Genomic DNA, 14,706 nt, shown 5'->3' with positions numbered 1-14,706 from the left:
TCCCTTGCCATGTCAATAGAAGCCCAGGCCCTGGATCTTTATCAAAGACTCTCTTCAAAAATTGAGAATTTACAATCAAAGGATATTATCAATAAGATTGGCAATGAAGAAAAGGCCCATCTTGCAAGCCTGGGTAAACTTATGGACAGTCTTTAATCAGGAGGGGGTAAAATGAGAAAACATCTTGTACTCGTCGGGGGAGGTCATGCCCATATGATGACCCTTGAAAATATTGACAAGTTTGTTGAAAAGAGGTTCAAAGTTACCGTAATTGGTCCCTCTTTTTACCACTATTATTCCGGAATGGGGCCCGGGATGCTGGGCGGGACATACAACTCTGATGATATCAGGTTCGCCACAAGAGATGTGGTTCAAAAACAGGGTTGGATCTTTGTAAAGGATAAAGTCATCCGGATTGATCCGGATATTAAAGAGATTTATACTAAGACAGGGCATACATTTACCTATGATGTAGTTTCCTTTAATGCGGGCAGTTATGTGCCCATGCAGGCAGTTCCAGAGGATCAGGGCAATATTTATTCTGTAAAGCCCATTGAAAAGCTGATGGAGGCAGCTGAGAAACTAAAAAAATTGTTTTTACAAAAAAAGATTATTGTCAGTATCGTTGGGGGCGGCCCTTCATCTGCCGAAGTGGCAGGAAATGTGTGGCAGCTGGCAAAAAAAACAAACAAGTATATGCCTGACATTCAGATTTTTGCCGGTAAAAAATTTATGGCAAGATTTCCCGAAAGCATCAGATCAAGGGTTCTCGCATCCCTTCAGAACAGGGGTATTCAAATCCTTGAAACAGGTTATGTAAAAGAGATTAAATCTGATGAAATCTATCTTGAATCCGGGGAAACATTTCCCACTGATTTTATTTTTATGGCCTTGGGTGTCAAGCCTTCCACTATCTTTGAAGAATCCGGTCTGCCGGTCGGTCCGGATAAAGGACTTTTAGTGAATAAATACCTGCAGTCTGAAAAATATCCAGACATATTCGGCGGCGGAGACTGTATTTATTTTAAGGACCAGCCTCTGGATAAGGTCGGGGTGTATGCGGTCCGTGAAAATCCTGTTTTGCTGCATAACCTTTTGGCAAGCCTTGAAGGCGGTGACCTTGAAATATTTGATCCGGGCCCTGAATATCTTTTGATTTTTAATGTGGGGGGAGGATTTGGTGTATTCAAGAAAAAATGGCTGGTGTTTGGCGGGAAAATTGCATTTATGATTAAAGACTATATTGATCGTAAATTTATGAAGAAATTTCAGGCCATTGAAAAAGGGTAGGGGTATAAGGAAAATACGAATGAAGAAAAGTTCGGGATTTAAAATTATTCTGTTGCTGGCTATCGCAGGTTTAATCTGGATGTTTTTTTTGTTTGATCTGAATCAGTATTTTTCGCTGGCCAACCTTAAAAATGAACTGGATGCCTTTAAAGAATATTATGGGCAGCATAAAGCCCTGACCATGGTGCTTTATATGGCCGTCTATATTCTCATGGCTGCGTTGTCCCTGCCTGGGGCGGTTATCATGACACTGGCCGGCGGTGCATTGTTCGGCCTTTTTTACGGAATCCTTCTTGTATCCTTTGCAAGCACCATAGGCGCAACCTTAGCCTTTTTAGTTTCCCGGTACATGTTCAAAGACTGGGTCCAGCATAAATTTTCGTCAAAACTTTCTGCCATTAATAAAGGGATAGAAAAAGAGGGTGGATTTTATCTGTTTACCTTAAGGCTTGTGCCTGTGTTCCCATTTTTTGTGATTAACCTTGTCATGGGGGTGACCACTATTCGTACTTTTGTTTTTTATATTGTCTCCCAGGTGGGAATGCTTCCTGGAACCATCGTATTTATTAATGCCGGAACTCAGCTTGCAAAAATAGAATCAGCAGGCGGAATTTTATCGTTGAACATTATTCTCTCCTTTGCCTTATTGGGTATTTTTCCGATTATCGCAAAACGGTTCGCGGCAGATGTAAGACAGCAGAAAGTATTTTCAAAATTTTCAAAACCAGAAAACTATGATTACAACCTTGTGGTCATCGGTGCAGGGTCGGCCGGGCTTGTAGCATCTTATATTGCAGCTGCTGTCAAAGCAAAAGTCGCTTTGATTGAAGAACATAAGATGGGGGGAGACTGTCTCAATACCGGGTGCGTACCCAGCAAGGCGCTGATCGCAAGCGCCAAACTTTTATCCCATGCCGGAAGAGCAAAAGAATTCGGGATTGACAGCATTTCGGTTGATTTTAATTTTGCAACGGTCATGGAGCGGGTTCAATCCATTATTAAAAAAGTGGAACCCCATGATTCGGTTGAACGGTATACCGGATTAGGCGTGGATTGTATCCGGGGCAGGGCAAAAATTGTGTCTCCTTTTGAAGTAAAGGTAAATGATAGAATTTTAACCACAAAAAATATCATTGTTGCCACCGGTGCAAAGCCGTTGGTTCCCGACCTGCCGGGGCTGGAAAAGATAGACTATCTTACCTCGGACAATATCTGGGATATCAGAACATTACCCAAAAATTTGGTGGTATTGGGTGCAGGCCCCATCGGGTGTGAGCTGGCACAGGGGTTTTCAAGGCTGGGGGCAAAGGTGACCCTTGTCCAGAGAGGCTCGCAGATAATGAAAAAAGAAGATTCTGATGCCGCCCAAATAATTTTAAAAAGGTTTCAGACAGAAGGCATTGATGTCCTGTTAAATCATTCAGCCAAAGAGATTGAAGTCTTGGGGGAAGAAAAACAACTGATCTGTGATCATGATGGAAAACAAATCAGGATCACATTTGATGAAATTTTAATCGCCCTTGGAAGAGTCCCGAATGTTAAAGGGTTTGGCCTTGAAGAGCTGGGTGTTGAACTTACCGGGAATAAGCATATTGAAACCAATGAATTTTTACAGACCAATTTTCCTAATATTTATTGCAGTGGAGATGTCCATGGCCGGTATCAGTTCACCCATACAGCCGCCCACGAATCCTGGTATTCTGCGGTCAACGCACTGTTTGGCAGATTTAAAAAATTCAGTGTGGATTACAGCACCATTCCATGGGCCACTTACACTGATCCTGAAGTAGCAAGGGTTGGTTTGAATGAGGCAGATGCCAAACTTGCCCGCCTTGATTATGAAATGGTCAAGTATGGAATTGATGACCTTGACCGGGCCATTGCAGACTCTGAAGATCATGGGTTTGTAAAGGTTTTGACCGTACCGGGAAAGGATAAGATATTGGGTGTCACTATTGTGGGAAATCATGCGGCTGATGTGATTTCCGAGTTTGTCCTTGCAATGAAGCATGGAATAGGATTGAATAAGATTTTAGGGACGATTCATATTTACCCTACAATGGCTGAGGCGAATAAGTATGCAGCCGGGTTGTGGAAAAAAAAACATGCACCTGAAAAATTACTTGCATGGATCAAAAAATACCATACATGGATGCGAAAATAAAGAAGGTGTAATAAACCATTTTTAAAAAAAGGAGCATTTAAGATGAAAGTAACTATTACAAAACAGTGCATGGGTGACAGGAACTGCAATGATCTTTGTCCTGAGATTTTTGAATATGATGAAGATCAATTAAAATCCACCATTAAAATGGATGAGATTCCGGAACATCTGAAAGACATTGTTCGCAGGGCAGCTGATGAATGTGGTGCAGATGCCATTATTATTGAAGAATAAAAAAGAAGGTGTATATGGTTAAGTTTAGGGAAAGTCAGACTGCCATTAATCTTCATACCTCTTTTGCAGCCGAAACCCAGGCCAGAACCAGGTATGATTTTTTTGCAAACAAAGCCCGGGAAGAAGGGTATATTCAGATCGCAAAAATATTTGATGAGACCGCGGGCCAGGAATTTGAACATGCGTTGCGGTTTTTTAAATTTTTTAACGGGGGAGAGCTTGAAATAAAATGGGTTTTTCCTACTGGTGTGATTAAGGATACCCGTGCCAATCTTCTTTCGGCAGCAGCTTTGGAAAAATATGTCAGTGAGGATATGTATGCAAAATTTGCAATAATTGCCAAAGATGAAGGCTTTGAGAGGGCGGAAGATACATTTAATAATATTATTGTAGCTGAAAAGCATCATGAAAAATTGTATCTTGAGCTGGCCCGGAATATTGCAAAGGACAGGGTTTTTCAAAAAGACGAAGAAAAAATCTGGCGTTGCCTGAGCTGCGGATATATCCATACGGGAAAAGCTGCACCCAATAAGTGCCCGGCCTGTGTGAAACCAACAGGGTTTTTTGAATTGCTTTGTGAAAACTGGTAAAAACTATCAGGTACAACAAATGAGACATTTATGGCTCATTTGTTGTGTCTTGAAAGTGTATCATAAGTTTTTTTATTCTCCCCCTCCTTTTTTTTAAATCATTAGCCCTCCTTTTATATGAAAATAGTGAGATATGAGTTTTGAGTAGTGAGAAAAAACCATCCGTTGTGCTTCCCTCACATCTCATTACTCTTTCATAATTTGTTGTGCCCGTCAGGGCATGGGGGTTATTAAAATCGCTTTTAGGTAAAATGATAATACAGGCACGCAATTTGCTCTGATTATTAGAAACTGATTCAATACAAAAAATAGCTGGAGGAACATATGAATCTTCGTGATATAAAAGAGAACTATAATTTGGTCAATTCAGTGGACTGGGAAATGACACCTGAAGAAGCCATTGCACTTCACCTTGAATGGGGGCCGTTAAGATCACAGGCCTATTATAATTCAAGGGATAATAATAACGAAACCGTGTATTTCGTCATAAATACTTGGAAAAAGTCACCCATCTTAACCCTGGTCAGAAGAAAAGGGTTTGATTCCGAGGAACTGGGAAATTTCAGACTTCCACAAAATCTTGAAACAGAATTTATGAAGGGAATCGGTCAATACAGGGGAGTCTATGCCGTTGAAGGAGAAGTCAGAGATTGGCTCAAAAAGGAACTTGAAGTTTAAGCCTAAATCTTAACCACCGCCTTGAAGTTCCAGAGCCAAACGTTCGGGGCAGAAATGCAACTCCATGCTGTGATTTCTGCCCCGATTGTTTTTTAACTGCCTTTTTTATTATTCTCTATAAAATCTTTTACCATCATCTCCCCCAGCTCTTTTGAGCGTTTCGTGGCCGATTCTATGGCATTGATCATGGTGGTTCGAAGTCCTCCCTGTTCCAGGGTGTGGATACCGGCAATGGCTGTTCCGCCAGGGGATGCCACCCTGTCTTTGAGTTGCCCGGGGTGTTCTTTTGATTCAAGCAGGAGCTTTGCCGCCCCGAGAACCGTCTGTGTGGATAAAAGCAGAGCATCTTTTCTCGACAGCCCCATCTTAACACCGGCATCTGCCATGGCCTCAACAATGATAAAGATATAGGCAGGCCCGCTACCGCTTAATCCTGTAAATGCATCCATGAGAATATTTTCCTGGATAAAAACGGTTTTTCCGACAGAATCAAAAATAGCTCTTGCAAGCGCCACATCATCTTTTGATGCGTATTCACCGGCTGCAATGGCTGTGGCACTCTCTTTTACGAATGCGCAGATATTGGGCATAACCCTGATCAGTCGAAGTTCCTTGCGAAGCCCTGACGCGATAGCAGCCAGGGGAACACCCGCTGCGATTGAAATGATCAGTTTTGATTGATCAAGGGCCTCTGCCGTTTCTTTTAAGACTGATCCTAAGATTTGGGGTTTTGTGGCATAGACGATGATTTCAGATTTTTTTGCCACTTCAATATTGTCTGTGGTTGTCGAGACTTTGTATTTGTTTTGAATTTCTTCTAAAAGATCTTCTGAAATGTCTGAACAGATAATATTTTCGGGTTTTGTCGCCTTGGAAAGAACTAAACCACTGATCAACGCTTCACCCATATTTCCGCTTCCAATAAATCCTATCTTTTTCTCCTGCAGCATATTGATAGTACTCCTTAATATTATTGATTAAAATAAAGGATTTATATTAGGCCGTTAAAATTAATATAGTCAAGATAAATCATCTGCCCCTGTTCGCTTTGGGACTGGATCTTGATTTGGGGCATTTAAAGTATTACCATGAGAGAATATTTTAAATGGAAATCGGTCGCTATTTGTAAATCAAGTACCCAACTCTGGGAGGCAAGAATGAGAAAAATATTTATTATGACGCTGCTGGCTGGTGTTTTCCTCAACACCCTTGTTGTTTCGGCCAAGTCTGTGCCGGCTGAAGAGCGCAATTTAATTCTTACCGACGGTACGGCCGAGGTGACTGGTAAAAATGATTCTGTCAGGATTTCCATTGGCGTTGTCACCGAAGGACGGAGTCTGGAAATGGTCAGTGCTGCAAACATGGACATTACAGGTAAAGTTCTTTTGGCAGTCAAGTCATTGAACATTGAACATCTTGCACTCAAGACCACTGATTACCGCGTAATACCTCAAAGGGATTACAAAGCAAAACCGCCTAAAATTAAGGGATATGAAGTACACAATGGTGTTGCAGTGATCCTTGAAGGGTTTGCACCGGATCAATTATCCATGCATACTTCCATAGTGATCGCAAAAGCACTGGAAAACGGTGCCAACAATATTCATAGTATTAAATTTTATATTAAAGATAGAACGCTTCTGGAAAATGAAGCCCTTGCCCGTGCTACCCGGCAGGCTGTAATCCGGGCTGAAACGCTGGCCAAAGCCGCCGGTGTAAAGTTAAAACGGATTGTTTCCTTGAGCACCTATCCGGTTCACAAGCCGCCTATGCCAACTATGTTTCGTTCCGCCGGTATACAGGCAAAAACCGAGGCAATGGCGCCGCCCATGGAGTCGGGGGAAAGTCGAATTCGTGTCCAGGTCAGCCTTGCCTATGAAATTGAGTGATATGCGGACAATTGTATAATTACTTATTCGGCAGGAAGAATAAAGACATATACTAAACATTGAGATATAAAAATATTCAGGATATTTGTTGGGAACTCCAATGACATCAAAACACAATAGTATTCATAGTGATTTTTCATTTAGGGTCTTACCTGTAATTGAGAAACAGGTCTTCAGGATGGGTATTGCCGGCAACTACGGGATAGATTCTTCTGATGTCGAATGGGCCGCGGAGCAGGGAGCTAATTACTGGGTATGGGGTGCTAGTTTTAAAAAGGTTACAGCAGGGATTAAGGAGGTGATCAGAAAAGATAGAGAGAAGCATGTGGTATCCCTGCTTGGCTGGGGATTCTTTGGCTGGCAGGTGCGCCAAAGTATTGAAAAAGCGCTACGCAAATTAAATACCGATTACTTAGATGTTTTCAAACTTGGGTGGCTGGGGCGGACATCAACTTATAGCCAGGGTGTTGTCGATTCATTGTTGAAACTTAAACAGGAAGGTAAGATTAAGGCGATTGGAGCCAGCATCCATGATAGGAAACGGGCCGGGAAATTGGCCTTGGACTCAGAGCTCGATCTGCTGATGATCCGCTATAACGCCAAACACACTGGAGCAGAAGAGGATATTTTCCCGCATTTAAAAAAACGGACTCCTTCTGTTGTAAGTTATACAGCGTTGGCCTGGCAGCAGTTAATTAACCCTATGAAAGATATTGAAATGGCTCCCTGGCCGAGTAGCAAAGAAGAGGCGAAGATACCTCCTCTAACACCTGAACTCTGCTATAGATTTGTTTTGTCAAATCCTCACGTTCACCTGGTTCTGACCGGTCCAAAAAACAGGGAGCAGCTGGTGATGAATTTTAGAGAGATACAGCAGGGGGCTTTGACTCCGGAGGAATTGGACTGGATTCGACAATATGGGAAATTAATCAAATCTAAGAAAAAATTTGATTACATCAAATAGGATCGGCTGGGTTGCTGAACAATCTCTTACACCTATCCTCGACAGACTCTTTGAAATTTATAAAAATTTAATTGTGGTTATCCCTTCTGGTCCTGTAATTGCTTATCTATTTTACCATAAAATAAAAAGCAGTATGACCGTTATAAATTTAGGTGTGATTGTATGGAAACGGGTTTAAAGGACAAACTGGAGTATATCTATTCAAGGTATAATAAAAGGGAATATGTGGACCCTGATCCGCTTTTGTTCCTGTACGACTACCCTGAAAAGAAAAATCGGGAGATTGTGGGTTTTATTGCGGCCTGCTTTGCGTATGGGCGGGTTGAACAAATCATGAAAACGGTTGCTTATATCCTCGAGAAATTTGGGCATAGCCCGTTTGATTATCTCATGGGTCGAACAAAAAAAGATATGGCAAATGATTTTAAAGGGTTTCGATACAGGTTTGCAGATGATGTTCACCTGACCCATCTTTTATGGGGGATCAGGGAAGTTTTAAACCGGTTTGGATCCCTTGAAAATTGTTTCTACGCAGGAATGACACCTGAAGATGAGACAGTTTTACCAGGGCTTGTCTTCCTTTCTGAGCAGGTCAATAAGAATAAAGAGATCGGCCATCTTCTGGCAGACCCGCAAAAAAAGAGTGCCTGCAAAAGAAGCCTTCTTTTTTTACGATGGATGGTACGAAAAGATCAGGTAGATCCGGGGGGATGGAAAAAGGTAAGTTCGTCTCAGTTGATTATTCCTTTGGATACACATATGCATAAGATAGGGACGATGCTTGGATTTACCAGAAGAAAGAGTTCGGACATGAAAACAGCGCTCGAAATTACCCAGGGGTTTAAAAAAGTGTTAAGGGAAGATCCAGTGAAATATGATTTTTGTCTGACCCGGTTTGGTATCAGGAAGGGGTTAAGCATGGATCATTTGAAGAATGTTATCCATGGTTAAAAAATAAAAGGAAAATGATGTGAAATATAAAGGGTTTCAATTACCACCATTAATCAGCGGAATATTGATTCAGCGGTATAAACGGTTTCTTGCCGATATAGAGCTTGAAACAGGTGAAAAGGTGACGGCCCATTGCCCGAATTCCGGTTCTATGAAAGGGTGTGCTGTTCCCGGATCACAGGTCTGGCTGTCTCAGAGCGATAATCCCAAAAGAAAGTACAAATATACCTGGGAACTGATTAAAATGCCGAAAACTTTGATCGGTATCAATACCCTGGTGCCCAATAAACTGGTGAAACAATCCATTGAAAATGGTTTGATAAAAGAGTTGTCCGGCTATGAACACGTGAGAGCTGAAGTGAAAACAAGCAGTCATACAAGACTTGATCTGCTCCTGGAAAATAAGGTTAAAGAAAAGTGTTATGTGGAGATAAAAAACTGTACCCTTGTAGAAGAGGGAATAGCCATGTTTCCCGATGCAGTGACAACAAGGGGGCAAAAGCATCTTGACGAACTGGACCACCTTGTATCTCTCGGTCACAGGGGGGTTATTTTTTTTCTGATTCAGCGCATGGATGCAAAAGCCTTTAAACCGGCGGCTATGATTGATAAAGTCTATGCCGAAAAACTGAGGAATGTTGTAAAAAATGGTGTCGAGGTCATTGTAAGGGATACGGTCATCAGTACACAGATGATCGGGTTGGGAAATGCTGTGCCTGTGGATCTGGATTGATGGCCTGCTATTGTCAGGTAAAATGCCAATTAAAAGATACAGCTTTCATTGACATCCTACCACTCTGTAGTATGTTAGGCTTGGTTGTTTGAATAAAAAGTTCAATCCTGTGGAGATTTGATTAAGGAGACGTTTTATGTGGGATTATACAGATAAAGTTAAAGATCATTTTTTAAAGCCCCGGAATGTGGGTGAGCTGGAAGGAGCCAATGCGATTGGAGAGGCAGGCTCTTTAAATTGCGGGGATGCATTAAGGCTGTATTTAAAAGTCAATGAGAACGAAAGAATTGTTGATGCAACTTTTATGACCTTCGGGTGTGCAAGTGCTGTAGCCTCTTCGTCAGCCTTGACTGAGATCATTAAGGGGATGACCCTGGATGATGCGGCGAAACTAACCAATGATGATATTTCAGATTATCTAGGGGGCCTGCCAAAAGCAAAAATGCATTGTTCGGTCATGGGGCAGTCAGCTTTGAAAAAAGCCATTGCCAATTTTCGAGGTGTCCAGATCCTGGAAAAACCGGGCGAGCTGGTTTGTGAATGTTTTGAAGTTACGGACCTTGAGATCATTGACGCTGTAAAAGCAAACGGTCTTGAAACCACCGAGGATGTGACAAACTACCTGAAGGCGGGAGGCGGATGCGGCCAGTGCCTGGACAGAATTGAAGAAGTGATTGAATCGGTTATTGCCAAAGGATAATTTTAAAAAAATGGAAATAATATATACGGATAACAATGCAACAACAAAAGTTGCAGATGAGGTTATAGAAGAAATGCTTCCCTATTTTGGGGAACTATATGGCAACCCCTCTTCCATGCATACCTTTGGAGATCAGGTAGACAAAAAAATCAAACAGGCAAGACTGCGTGTGGCAGATTTAATCAATGCCGATCCCGATGAAATTATTTTTACCAGCTGCGGAACAGAGAGTGATAATGCAGCCATTAATGCAGCCCTTAATGCCTTTCCTGACAAAAAACATATTATTACTTCCAATGTAGAACATCCTGCCATTAATAAGCTTTATCAGCATCTTCGAGAGACAAAAGGGTATGAGGTCACATTTGTTCCGGTGGATAAAAAAGGATGTCTCAATCTTGATTTGTTGTACAACAGCATGTCTGATAATACGGCCATCATTTCATTAATGTGGGCAAATAATGAAACAGGTGTCATGTTCCCCATAGAAGAAATAGCGAAAATTGCCAATGAAAAGGGTATCCTGTTTCATACCGATGCGGTTCAGGCAGCCGGTAAAATCGCCATTGATGTCAAAAAGGCGGGTGTGGACATGTTGTCTCTTTCCGGACACAAAATTCATGCTCCCAAAGGGGTTGGCGTTCTTTATGTTAAAAAGGGATTCAAGTTTTCGCCTTTCCTGATTGGGGGACACCAGGAGAAAGGACGACGCGGCGGTACGGAAAATACCGTCTCCATTATCGGGCTTGGAAAGGCCTGCGAGCTCGCCAGGGAGAATCTGACCGTTATGAACACCAAAGTCAGGGAACTCCGGGACTATCTCCAAAGCCAGCTCCTTGAAAAGATACCCGGGTCTTCGGTCAACGGGGATCTTGCGCTGCGACTTCCAAACACCTTATCTATAGGGTTTGACGCAGTAGAAGGAGAATCCATACTTCTTATGCTGGACCGAGAGGGAATCTGTGCTTCTTCAGGATCTGCCTGCACATCGGGGTCTCTGGAGCCTTCCCATGTGCTCATGGCCATGGAAGTACCGTTCAAGTCGGCCCACGGTTCTATTCGATTCTCTTTATCCCATTATAATACTAAAGAAGAAATGGATATCATCATTACGACCCTTGTTCCTGTGATTCAAAAGCTGAGAGATATGTCGCCCTTTTGGAAAGATGGAAAAATGGTATGATAAATCAGGACGAAGGCCGTCAAACCCTTGCCGATGAAATCAAGGCAAGTTCCGGGATTAATTTTAATGCCTGCCTGCATTGTAAAACCTGTGCAAACGGCTGCCCGTTTTTAGAGGGCATGGATTATGCCCCCAATGCTGTTATTCGTCTTATTCAGTTTGGAATGGAAGAAGAGGCCTTGAAATGTTCCACCATCTGGGTGTGTGTGGGATGCAATACCTGTAGCAGCTGTTGCCCCATGGCAATTGATATACCGGCCGTTATGGATGGCCTTCGTCATAAGGCCCTTGAAAAAGGGGTCAAAATCGCAGAACCTGATGTGTTAAATTTTCATACCGAAGTATTGAACACGGTAAAAAAATACGGCAGAACCCATAAGCTTGAGATCATGATGCGGTATAAGCTCAAGAAAATGGATTTTTTCAGTGATATGGGGGTGGGCCTTAAAATGTTGAAAAAAAGAAAATTGGATTTAACACCGTCAAAAGTTCAGGATAAAAAAGCCATTGAAAAAATTTTCAAAGGCAAATGAAAACAGTCGGCAGTCCGGCAGATTAACGTTTTCTTTCTTTCCGGGGTGTTCGCTCAAGGCATCCGGGCATGAGAATACCATGTCCTTATTGAAGTTTTGTGATAGCGTGAATATCGAACTTAAGGAGCTTGAAGACTGGAATTGCTGTGGATCATCATCTGCCCACAGCGTTGACCAAAATGTGGCAAAAAAACTTCCCATGAGAAATATTTCCCTGGCTCCAAAGGGAATCCCGCTATTGATCGCCTGCCCAAGCTGTCTGATCCGCATCAAATCCATGTACCTGAAAATTAAAAAAGACAAGATCTTAAAGCAGGAATATGAAAATCTATGGGGACTACCTTTTGATGAAGACCTTGAGATCATTCCTTTTTTTGAAATTTTTAACCGGATTCACCTGGAAGATTATATCGACCATCCCAAAGAAAAATTAAAAAAATTGAAGGTTGCCCCTTATTATGGCTGCATGCTTTCCATGCCCCCGGATTTAAGGTTTGAAAAAAGCTATTTCGGGATCATGGAACAAACCCTTTCAAAGCTTGGAGCTGACATCATCTCCTTTGGATATGGAGCACGATGCTGCGGGACATACCTGTCAGTTGCAAAACCACAAATTGCCCAAAAGGTTGTGAATGAAATTGTTTTAAAAGCAATGGAAGCCGGGGCAGAATGCCTGGTGACCGCCTGTTCCATGTGTCACCTGAATCTTGAAATCCGGTGCAGCCTTGAAAATCCCATTCCGGTTCTTCATTTTTCCGAGTTGCTTTCAATGGCACTGGGCGCTGAAGATCAGAAAAAATGGTTCCCGCGGCATATCGTAGATCCTGTACCCCTGTTAAAAAAAAGAGGCTTGTTAACGCAAACTTTTTTTGCGTCTAATACAAAACTTTAAGTAAAGAGGATTTGATCATGTTTAAACCAAATTATTCATATGAAAAGCGTCAGAAAGAATTGGCAAAGAAAAAGAAAAAAGAAGAAAAAAAGCAACGCAAACTGGAAAAGAAAAAAAAATCTGTCGAGAAAGATGAGGAGACCTCTCCTTCAATAGATTAAGTTCTGAATTACGCAAAAATAATCACATTAAGCAAACCCGACACTCAAGAATAATAATCCCTGTACCTAGTTTTCAGAAACCATAATTATATTTAGGATACAAAATACATACTTAAAAAAATGTCGCAGTTGCCCCCTCGTCTGGATGATTTTCTTATTTTCCTGTATAAATATAAAAATAACTCTTGACTTCAAATAAACATTCTTATATTATAGATAAATTGTGCTATACTGTGTTAGCACATAGGTTTCCTTCCAAAGGCGTATTTACCCCAACAAGAAAAGTGGCATTACCCCCAAAGTTAGAAACTTGTATTTTTTTTATTTTTTATTTTAGGAGATTGCCAATATGGCTAACGGTATCGTAAAATGGTTTAACGACTCAAAAGGTTTTGGATTTATTGAACAAGAAGGTGGAAACGATGTATTTGTGCATCACTCAGCTATCAATGCAACAGGTTTTAAATCCCTGAATGAAGGGGATAGTGTTTCATTTGATATTGAACAAGGACAGAAAGGTCCTGCAGCAGCGAATGTAACTGTGCAATAGTTGACCGTTTTATTTGCTTTAAAAAAAGTCATCTCGGTGACTTGAAATAAAAGACCCTGAACAAAATATCGTTCAGGGTCTTTCTGTTTTTATGAACCCATCCGTTTTTACATAAAAGTTTCATTCAAGATGCCTGATATGCTGGTTAAATTCTAAGATCTGCCGGAGATGGAATGATTTTTCTTTTAAATACTACCAAGACTATGGACTTAAATGTTTCCGTACCCCGGTTGAAAGTGACCGAGCCACGCCTATTGGCGCAAGCTCGTCTATTGGCCAGCAAGATATCTAACATGAGCCGTTCACAACTTATCGCACTTATGCCTTTGAGTGATAAACTTGCAAACCAAACCAGATCCAATGCAGTCCTCTGGGGAGGAGCTGGCCGTTCTAAAAAGCCCGCTATCTTTAGTTTTACCGGCTTATTCTACAAAAGCCTTGACATCGGTAGCCTTGAAGAAATCCATCTTAATGATGCACAAAAAAGGGTTCATATTTTATTTGGCCTTTATGGCTTATTACGCCCCTTCGATCTTATTGAAGCTTATCGTTTGGAGATGGGTCAAAAATTGGCGATAGGCAAAAATAAAAACCTCGTGGATTTTTGGAAGGAGATTCTGACTGCCCAAGTGAATAAGAATTTAAAAGACGATGAACCGGTTATTAATTTGGCTGCACAGGAATACATTAAGGCTTTAGATATTAGGAAACTTAAAGGCCCGGTTATCTCACCTGTTTTTAAAGAAAAACTTGTCAATGGCACCTTTAAGACCGTCGCAGTGCACTCCAAGAAAGCACGTGGTGCATTGGTGAGATATGCGTTGTTAAACAATGTCCAGACACCCCGGGAACTGCATGGTTTTAATGCGATGGGGTGGAAAGCAACGGCTGAACCACCAGAGGCAGGACCTTGGTTATTCACTCGACAGGTAACCTCACAACTATTTATAAACAATTGATTCGATGATTTTATTTTGAATTTTTTTCTGGAGTTGATAAATATAAAACAGATAATATATGGGTGGGGGTGAGCTTTACTGGCTAAAATCAGGATCAAAAATTCTCCCAAAAAAACTCGCTACATAAATAGAGTACCAAGAGGAAATCAAGCATTATTTTGAATTTATTTTCAGGCCATACTCTCCCCATCCGATTTAATCGGTTTTTAAAAAACATGCATGAGACCGACTTAAA

18 protein-coding genes are annotated in these 14,706 nt (G+C 41.5%); 17 read left to right on the top strand and 1 reads right to left on the bottom strand.

Annotated elements, in window-relative coordinates:
* From QAI40_RS14240 to QAI40_RS14215, 6 genes are all read left to right on the top strand, one after another.
* Positions 1-156 (top strand): ferritin family protein (locus QAI40_RS14240; protein WP_304511709.1); only part of this gene is annotated, 156 nt, incomplete at its 5' end.
* Positions 157-171: 15 nt separating this feature from the next.
* Positions 172-1,290: an NAD(P)/FAD-dependent oxidoreductase gene (locus tag QAI40_RS14235; protein ID WP_299983095.1), complete on the top strand. Its 1,119-nt coding sequence runs from the start codon at positions 172-174 to the stop codon at positions 1,288-1,290.
* Positions 1,291-1,309: 19 nt separating this feature from the next.
* Positions 1,310-3,454 carry an FAD-dependent oxidoreductase gene (locus QAI40_RS14230; protein WP_299983093.1) on the top strand — a complete coding sequence of 715 codons (2,145 nt, stop codon included), beginning with the start codon at positions 1,310-1,312 and terminating at the stop codon, positions 3,452-3,454.
* Between the two features lie 42 nt (positions 3,455-3,496).
* Entirely contained in the window at positions 3,497-3,688 is a 192-nt protein-coding gene (locus QAI40_RS14225) for a ferredoxin (protein ID WP_299983091.1), read from the top strand.
* A gap of 14 nt (positions 3,689-3,702) precedes the next feature.
* Complete coding sequence (gene rbr, locus QAI40_RS14220; protein WP_299983089.1) at positions 3,703-4,278, top strand: rubrerythrin; 576 nt, start codon at positions 3,703-3,705, stop codon at positions 4,276-4,278.
* A gap of 324 nt (positions 4,279-4,602) precedes the next feature.
* The gene (locus QAI40_RS14215; RefSeq protein WP_299983087.1) at positions 4,603-4,956 is read left to right on the top strand and encodes a DVU0772 family protein; all 354 of its coding nucleotides are present in this window, start codon (positions 4,603-4,605) and stop codon (positions 4,954-4,956) included.
* A 92-nt stretch (positions 4,957-5,048) separates the two neighbouring features.
* On the opposite strand, the gene proC is transcribed toward QAI40_RS14215, so the two are convergent.
* Positions 5,049-5,906 carry a pyrroline-5-carboxylate reductase gene (proC, locus tag QAI40_RS14210; protein WP_299983085.1) on the bottom strand — a complete coding sequence of 286 codons (858 nt, stop codon included), beginning with the start codon at positions 5,904-5,906 and terminating at the stop codon, positions 5,049-5,051.
* A gap of 207 nt (positions 5,907-6,113) precedes the next feature.
* On the opposite strand from proC, the gene QAI40_RS14205 reads away from it, so the two are divergent.
* The 11 genes from QAI40_RS14205 to QAI40_RS14155 all read left to right on the top strand — a co-directional run bounded on the left by QAI40_RS14205 (position 6,114) and on the right by QAI40_RS14155 (position 14,471).
* Positions 6,114-6,845, top strand: a complete 732-nt coding sequence (locus QAI40_RS14205; RefSeq protein ID WP_299983083.1) for an SIMPL domain-containing protein — start codon at positions 6,114-6,116, stop codon at positions 6,843-6,845.
* Between the two features lie 100 nt (positions 6,846-6,945).
* Entirely contained in the window at positions 6,946-7,809 is an 864-nt protein-coding gene (locus QAI40_RS14200) for an aldo/keto reductase (protein ID WP_304511708.1), read from the top strand.
* Positions 7,810-7,971: 162 nt separating this feature from the next.
* The gene (locus tag QAI40_RS14195) at positions 7,972-8,760 is read left to right on the top strand and encodes a TIGR02757 family protein (RefSeq protein WP_299983080.1); all 789 of its coding nucleotides are present in this window, start codon (positions 7,972-7,974) and stop codon (positions 8,758-8,760) included.
* A gap of 19 nt (positions 8,761-8,779) precedes the next feature.
* Positions 8,780-9,493, top strand: coding sequence for a DNA/RNA nuclease SfsA (gene sfsA / locus QAI40_RS14190; RefSeq protein ID WP_299983078.1), 714 nt, complete (start codon positions 8,780-8,782; stop codon positions 9,491-9,493).
* A gap of 136 nt (positions 9,494-9,629) precedes the next feature.
* Positions 9,630-10,193: a Fe-S cluster assembly protein NifU gene (nifU, locus tag QAI40_RS14185; RefSeq protein WP_299983076.1), complete on the top strand. Its 564-nt coding sequence runs from the start codon at positions 9,630-9,632 to the stop codon at positions 10,191-10,193.
* 10 nt (positions 10,194-10,203) lie between these two features.
* Positions 10,204-11,376, top strand: coding sequence for a cysteine desulfurase NifS (gene nifS / locus QAI40_RS14180; RefSeq protein ID WP_299983074.1), 1,173 nt, complete (start codon positions 10,204-10,206; stop codon positions 11,374-11,376).
* Positions 11,373-11,909 carry a 4Fe-4S dicluster domain-containing protein gene (locus QAI40_RS14175; protein WP_304511707.1) on the top strand — a complete coding sequence of 179 codons (537 nt, stop codon included), beginning with the start codon at positions 11,373-11,375 and terminating at the stop codon, positions 11,907-11,909. The genes nifS and QAI40_RS14175 overlap by 4 nt, the downstream gene beginning before the upstream one ends.
* Positions 11,884-12,801: a heterodisulfide reductase-related iron-sulfur binding cluster gene (locus tag QAI40_RS14170; protein ID WP_299983068.1), complete on the top strand. Its 918-nt coding sequence runs from the start codon at positions 11,884-11,886 to the stop codon at positions 12,799-12,801. Before QAI40_RS14175 ends, QAI40_RS14170 begins: the two co-directional genes overlap by 26 nt.
* 17 nt (positions 12,802-12,818) lie before the next feature.
* Entirely contained in the window at positions 12,819-12,962 is a 144-nt protein-coding gene (locus QAI40_RS14165; RefSeq protein WP_299983066.1) for a hypothetical protein, read from the top strand.
* A 349-nt stretch (positions 12,963-13,311) separates the two neighbouring features.
* Entirely contained in the window at positions 13,312-13,512 is a 201-nt protein-coding gene (locus tag QAI40_RS14160) for a cold-shock protein (RefSeq protein WP_299983065.1), read from the top strand.
* Between the two features lie 173 nt (positions 13,513-13,685).
* Positions 13,686-14,471, top strand: coding sequence for a YaaA family protein (locus tag QAI40_RS14155; protein ID WP_299983063.1), 786 nt, complete (start codon positions 13,686-13,688; stop codon positions 14,469-14,471).
* The last annotated feature ends 235 nt before the right edge of the window (positions 14,472-14,706 follow it).

The sequence above is a fragment of the Desulfobacula sp. genome (genome assembly GCF_030611305.1).
Lineage (GTDB): Bacteria > Desulfobacterota > Desulfobacteria > Desulfobacterales > Desulfobacteraceae > Desulfobacula.
This window is presented reverse-complemented; position numbering and strand designations above follow the sequence as displayed.

Bases quoted from the DNA above. Each gene is read 5' to 3' on its own strand.
- QAI40_RS14235 (WP_299983095.1), top strand. From the start codon at position 172: ATGAGAAAACATCTTGTACTCGTCGGGGGAGGTCATGCCCATATGATG.
- QAI40_RS14230 (WP_299983093.1), top strand. From the start codon at position 1,310: ATGAAGAAAAGTTCGGGATTTAAAATTATTCTGTTGCTGGCTATCGCA.
- QAI40_RS14225 (WP_299983091.1), top strand. From the start codon at position 3,497: ATGAAAGTAACTATTACAAAACAGTGCATGGGTGACAGGAACTGCAAT.
- rbr (WP_299983089.1), top strand. From the start codon at position 3,703: ATGGTTAAGTTTAGGGAAAGTCAGACTGCCATTAATCTTCATACCTCT.
- QAI40_RS14215 (WP_299983087.1), top strand. From the start codon at position 4,603: ATGAATCTTCGTGATATAAAAGAGAACTATAATTTGGTCAATTCAGTG.
- proC (WP_299983085.1), bottom strand. From the start codon at position 5,906: ATGCTGCAGGAGAAAAAGATAGGATTTATTGGAAGCGGAAATATGGGT.
- QAI40_RS14205 (WP_299983083.1), top strand. From the start codon at position 6,114: ATGAGAAAAATATTTATTATGACGCTGCTGGCTGGTGTTTTCCTCAAC.
- QAI40_RS14200 (WP_304511708.1), top strand. From the start codon at position 6,946: ATGACATCAAAACACAATAGTATTCATAGTGATTTTTCATTTAGGGTC.
- QAI40_RS14195 (WP_299983080.1), top strand. From the start codon at position 7,972: ATGGAAACGGGTTTAAAGGACAAACTGGAGTATATCTATTCAAGGTAT.
- nifU (WP_299983076.1), top strand. From the start codon at position 9,630: ATGTGGGATTATACAGATAAAGTTAAAGATCATTTTTTAAAGCCCCGG.
- nifS (WP_299983074.1), top strand. From the start codon at position 10,204: ATGGAAATAATATATACGGATAACAATGCAACAACAAAAGTTGCAGAT.
- QAI40_RS14175 (WP_304511707.1), top strand. From the start codon at position 11,373: ATGATAAATCAGGACGAAGGCCGTCAAACCCTTGCCGATGAAATCAAG.
- QAI40_RS14165 (WP_299983066.1), top strand. From the start codon at position 12,819: ATGTTTAAACCAAATTATTCATATGAAAAGCGTCAGAAAGAATTGGCA.
- QAI40_RS14160 (WP_299983065.1), top strand. From the start codon at position 13,312: ATGGCTAACGGTATCGTAAAATGGTTTAACGACTCAAAAGGTTTTGGA.
- QAI40_RS14155 (WP_299983063.1), top strand. From the start codon at position 13,686: ATGATTTTTCTTTTAAATACTACCAAGACTATGGACTTAAATGTTTCC.